5 protein-coding genes are annotated in these 4,815 nt (G+C 54.1%); all 5 read left to right on the plus strand.

Annotation, left to right across the window (positions count from 1 at the left end; translation table 11 throughout):
- Nucleotides 1–216 precede the first annotated feature (216 nt).
- The 5 genes from NTX71_00105 (at nt 217) to NTX71_00125 (ending at nt 4,634) form a co-directional block, all read left to right on the plus strand.
- Nucleotides 217–999: a transposase gene (locus tag NTX71_00105; protein MCX6338307.1), complete on the plus strand. Its 783-nt coding sequence runs from the start codon at nt 217–219 to the stop codon at nt 997–999.
- 155 nt (nt 1,000–1,154) lie between these two features.
- Nucleotides 1,155–2,603: an RtcB family protein gene (locus NTX71_00110; GenBank protein MCX6338308.1), complete on the plus strand. Its 1,449-nt coding sequence runs from the start codon at nt 1,155–1,157 to the stop codon at nt 2,601–2,603.
- 70 nt (nt 2,604–2,673) lie between these two features.
- A complete protein-coding gene (locus NTX71_00115; protein ID MCX6338309.1) occupies nt 2,674–3,087 on the plus strand; it encodes a GxxExxY protein in 414 nt (137 codons plus the stop codon).
- A 34-nt stretch (nt 3,088–3,121) separates the two neighbouring features.
- Nucleotides 3,122–4,132 (plus strand): AmmeMemoRadiSam system radical SAM enzyme, encoded by a 1,011-nt coding sequence (gene amrS / locus NTX71_00120; protein ID MCX6338310.1) that lies wholly within the window; start codon nt 3,122–3,124, stop codon nt 4,130–4,132.
- A gap of 160 nt (nt 4,133–4,292) precedes the next feature.
- Nucleotides 4,293–4,634: an MTH938/NDUFAF3 family protein gene (locus NTX71_00125; GenBank protein ID MCX6338311.1), complete on the plus strand. Its 342-nt coding sequence runs from the start codon at nt 4,293–4,295 to the stop codon at nt 4,632–4,634.
- The last annotated feature ends 181 nt before the right edge of the window (nt 4,635–4,815 follow it).

Raw genomic sequence — 4,815 nt, forward strand, 5'->3', positions numbered from 1 at the left:
GCGCTCGCGAAACTTGCCGCATAGCGTTTCGGCGCAAAATGCAGGCTTCTTGGCCTGCTGATGCATTATAAAAGTGTTCCTGTAGCCGTTTTTGAATAACGGCTCAAGCGAGTTCTGTCTTATAAAAGTGCAAAACTACAGATAAACAAACAACCTGATATTAAAAGGAGAAAAGAGCGTCACTGGTTTCAGCTTTGGGTTACAGAAAGTTACTCTGTGCGCCAACTGGTCATGCATTCCGGTTTTAGCCGCGCCAAGCTTCACCGGATCAAAAATTATTGGCTCAATCAAACGCCCAATGAGATTCAGGACCTTAGCTCGTATAAGCACGTTATCCTTGATGGAACCTACTTTCATAAAGACGGTTGTCTGGTAACCATGATGAGCGCTAACCCACCCATGATACTTTCAAATTTGTACGTGCCCAAAGAAGGCTTTACAGCACTGTATCGGTGGTTTTTAAGTCTTAAAGCGCGCGGTCTGGATCTCCTTGCCATTACATCTGATGGGGAACGTTCAACGCTTCGGGCTATCGATAAAGCATGGCCGTATGCAAAAATCCAACGATGCCTTTACCACATCCAGCATGAGGGATGTCGCTGGCTTCGCAGTTATCCCAACACCCAGCCTGGTAAAGAACTTCGGCAGCTGCTTCTAACGCTTACGAGGATCAAATCTGTCAAAGAACAAAATGAATTCATTCATGCTTACAAAGCATGGCTGGCCAGACATTGGCCATTCGTGCTGTCTTTGCCCATGAACATCAAGGCAAATGTCGATCTTAAAAGAACGATTACGCTGCTGAACAATGCACTACCAAACATGTTCCATTACCTGATGGATCCGTGTATTCACGCCACAACCAATGCTCTTGAAGGATGGCATTCAAGAATCAAACGAGCTTATAGACAACACGCCGGAATGAGACAGATTCATAAAATCCAATTCTTAAGGTGGTTTTCATGGTTCAAAAACCAACAAAAAACCAACAATCTATGAGTATTTCACCCGCAATGACAAGATTGCGAAAGTTATCTTTGAGCCGGCACACTAGATGCCCATAGCAATTTGTGTTCTTTATCATTCAAACGATTCAAACAGCTCAAACTCTCTCGATATGATGCATTCAGGAGAAACTCGATATGAGTGGTGAAATCGAGGTGCGGCAGGTTTCGGAGTTCCTGTGGGAAATTCCTAAAAGCGATGAGATGCGTGTGCCCGGGAGAATCTATGCCGACCGCGCGATCATCGACCAGCTCATGGCCGACCAGCCCAAGGCACGAGAGTGGAACGCGCTCCTCCAGGTGAAGAATGTCGCCTGCCTGCCCGGCATCCAGAAATACTCGCTCGCCATGGCTGATATCCACCCCGGCTACGGCTTCCCCATCGGGGGGGTCGGCGCGTTCGATACAAAAGAGGGCATCGTCACCGTCGCCGGCGTTGGCTTCGACTGCAACTGCGGCGTGCGCACCCTGATCACTCCCCTCTCCAGGGTCGAGGTGGAGAAGAAAAAAGCAGAACTCGCGGAGGCGCTCTACCGGGGCATCCCCGCCGGGCTGGGATCGGAAGGTGATTTCAGGCTGAACAAGCGCGAGATAGAAAACGTGCTGCGCACAGGCGCCCGGTTCTCTGTCACACGCGGGTACGGCACTGAGGCCGATCTCGAATTCATCGAGGAGAACGGATGCATCGCGGGAGCGAAGCCGGAGAACGTGAGCGATAAGGCAAAGGAGCGGCAGTTCCGCCAGGTGGGCACGCTCGGCTCAGGCAATCACTACCTCGAGGTTCAATACGTGGACGAAATCTATGATGAGGCGACGGCGCGTGTCTACGGGCTTGAGAAAGACTCAGTAGTGGTCTCAATCCACTGCGGGAGCCGCGCGCTCGGCCACCAGATCGGCACCGATTACCTCGTCAAGCTGAAGCGGGCGAGCCAGAAATACAATATCCCCATCCGCGAGCAGGAGCTCGTGGGGGCGCCGATCGAGAGCCCCGAGGGGCAGGAATACATCTCGGCCATGTTCTGCGGAATCAACTGCGCATTCGCCAACCGCCAGGCGCTCGCGCATTTGACGAGAGGGTGTTTCAGCAGGGTGTTCGGCACCGATCACGCTCTCATCCGCATGCTCTACGACGTGGGGCACAATACCGCCAAATTTGAAACGCACACCGTGGACGGGAAGAACAAGCGGCTCCTTATCCACCGCAAGGGTGCCACGAGGGCATTCGCCGCGGGGAGCACGGAGATCCCCGCGGCATACAGGAGCGTGGGGCAGCCGGTGCTCGTCGGCGGGACGATGGGAACATACTCGTTCATCCTGAGGGGGACTGAAAAAGGGATGGCGGAGACCTTCGGGAGCACCGTGCACGGCGCGGGGAGACTCAAGTCGCGCACGCAGGCGAAGCGAGAGTACCGCGGGGAGAAAATAGTCGGTGAGCTGCGCTCCAGGGGGATCATCGTGAGGGCGCACAGCCTCCCCGGCACGGCCGAAGAGGCCCCCGGCGCGTACAAGGATGTGCGGGAGGTGGTGGAGGTGATGGAGGGCGCGGGGGTCAACATAAAGGTCGCCCGCCTCCGGCCAATGATATGCGTTAAAGGATAAGTTAGCCACGGATCTGCGCGGATTATTGCTGATATCCACTGATTTCAGTTTTCCGAGAAAGATGAATCTGATGAGCAAAGGAACACTCAAGCACGGTGAAATTACCGATCTGATCATTAAAGGCCTCTATGAAGTCTATAACGAACTTGGAAGCGGATTTCTCGAATCGGTTTACGAGAACGCCCTCTATATCGTGTTGAAAGGCTATGGATTAGCTGTTGAGAAACAGAAGGGCATTGACGTTCATTTTCGAGGGAATATCATCGGTGAATTCCGCGCTGACTTGATCGTGAACGACACAGTGATTGTTGAAGCAAAGGCCACCGAATCCCTTGCCCCTGCCCATGATGCCCAACTCATAAATTACCTGAAATCCACAAGGATCGAGGTGGGATTGTTGATCAATTTTGGAAGTGAACCTGAATTCAAGCGCTATATTCTTGATAACACCAGGAAGAGATCATTAGCCTGTCATAATCTGTAATGATCTGTGCCAATCCGTGGTAAGAAGGTGCATTGTGAAAGAAGCGATGTTGTGGAAGAAGGCGGACGGCGGCAAGGTGGACTGTCTCCTCTGCGAGTTTCATTGCAAGATCGCCGAGGGTAAACGGGGATTGTGCTGCGTGCGGGAGAACAGGGGGGGCATGCTCTACAGCCTGGTGTACGAAAAGGCCATATCCTCGGCCGTTGACCCGATCGAAAAGAAACCGTTCTTCCACTTTCTCCCCGGGAGCAGCTCCTTCTCCATCGCCACCGTCGGCTGCAACTTCCGATGCCTGCACTGCCAGAATTTCACCATATCGCAGCTCCCGCGGGACCACCATGGGCGCCTGGAGGGAGAGGAACTGCCCTGCGCGAAGGTCGTCGACCTTGCCGCGCACCATGGCTGCGCCAGTATTTCCTACACCTACACGGAGCCGACCGTATTCCTCGAATACGCCCATGACACGGGCATTCTAGCGAAGGAGCGTGGCCTCAAGAACAACTTCGTGACAAACGGCTACATGACTGTCGAGGCGCTCGAGGTTATGCGCGGGTGGCTCGACGCGGCGAACGTGGACCTCAAGGGATTCGACGAGGAGCGGCACAGGCGCAGGACCGGCGCGAGCATTGAGCCGGTGAAGAGAAACATCCGCCTGATGAACACAATGGGGATCTGGGTCGAGGTCACCACCCTCGTCATCCCGACGGAGAACGATTCAGACGAGGAGCTCCGCGGGATCGCCGAATTCCTCGCCTCGGTGGACGCGGGGATCCCCTGGCACGTGAGTGCCTTCCACCCCACCTACAAGATGATGAACCTCCCGCGGACGCCGGTGAGTACCATATTGCGCGCGTGTAAAATAGGAAAAGATGCCGGGCTCCGCTACGTGTACGGCGGCAACATCCCCGGAGAGGAGTGCGAGAACACCCATTGCTACAGCTGCGGGGCGCTGCTCATCAGGCGGTGGGGATTCGAGGTTATCGAGAACAATCTCAGGAAGGGGGCGTGTCCGAAGTGCGGGGCAAGGATTGACGGGGTGTTTTAACTTAGCCGCGGATCGACGCAGATGAGCGCGGATATGACCTACAGCCTAAAGTTGAAGGCCAAAAGTTAAAAGTGATTTTAGGCTCACTACCTTACACATCAGGCTGTTTTTACAATCTGCGCTTATCCGCGCAAATCCGCGGCAAAAAACAGATCACATAATGAAAATTGATGACTACAGTTTTGGAAGGATAGTCATCGGCGGGAAAGAATACCACGGCGATGTCATTGTGTTCCACGACCATGTGCGCCCCGACTGGTGGCGCACGGCGGGCCACAGCCTCCACAGGGAAGATATTGAAGAGATCCTCGCGGCAAAACCGCACACGCTCATCATCGGCTGCGGCGCGGTCGGGATGCTCCGCATTCCCGCAGAGACAAAGAATCTCCTCGATGCACTCAGCATCCACCTCATCGCGTTCAGGACATCCGCCGCCTGCAAGGAATACAATGCGCACGCTGAGGATGCAGTGGTAGTGGGCGCATTCCACCTCACGTGTTAAACCCGGAGTTTCTAAGCTGCTGTAGAAGCAAGAGACACATACACTCTTGTCCAAAATAGGAGTCAAATAACCTGAGATAAAAAGCCTCCATGATGAGGTAAGATGGAGTTCTCACACAACCATCGGAGCGGTGCACGCGCACCGCAACACCACATCAAGGAGGCGTCATCATGATACGGGT

It is taken from the genome of Candidatus Auribacterota bacterium, assembly GCA_026392035.1.
GTDB lineage: Bacteria > Auribacterota > Tritonobacteria > UBA1439 > UBA1439 > JAPLCX01.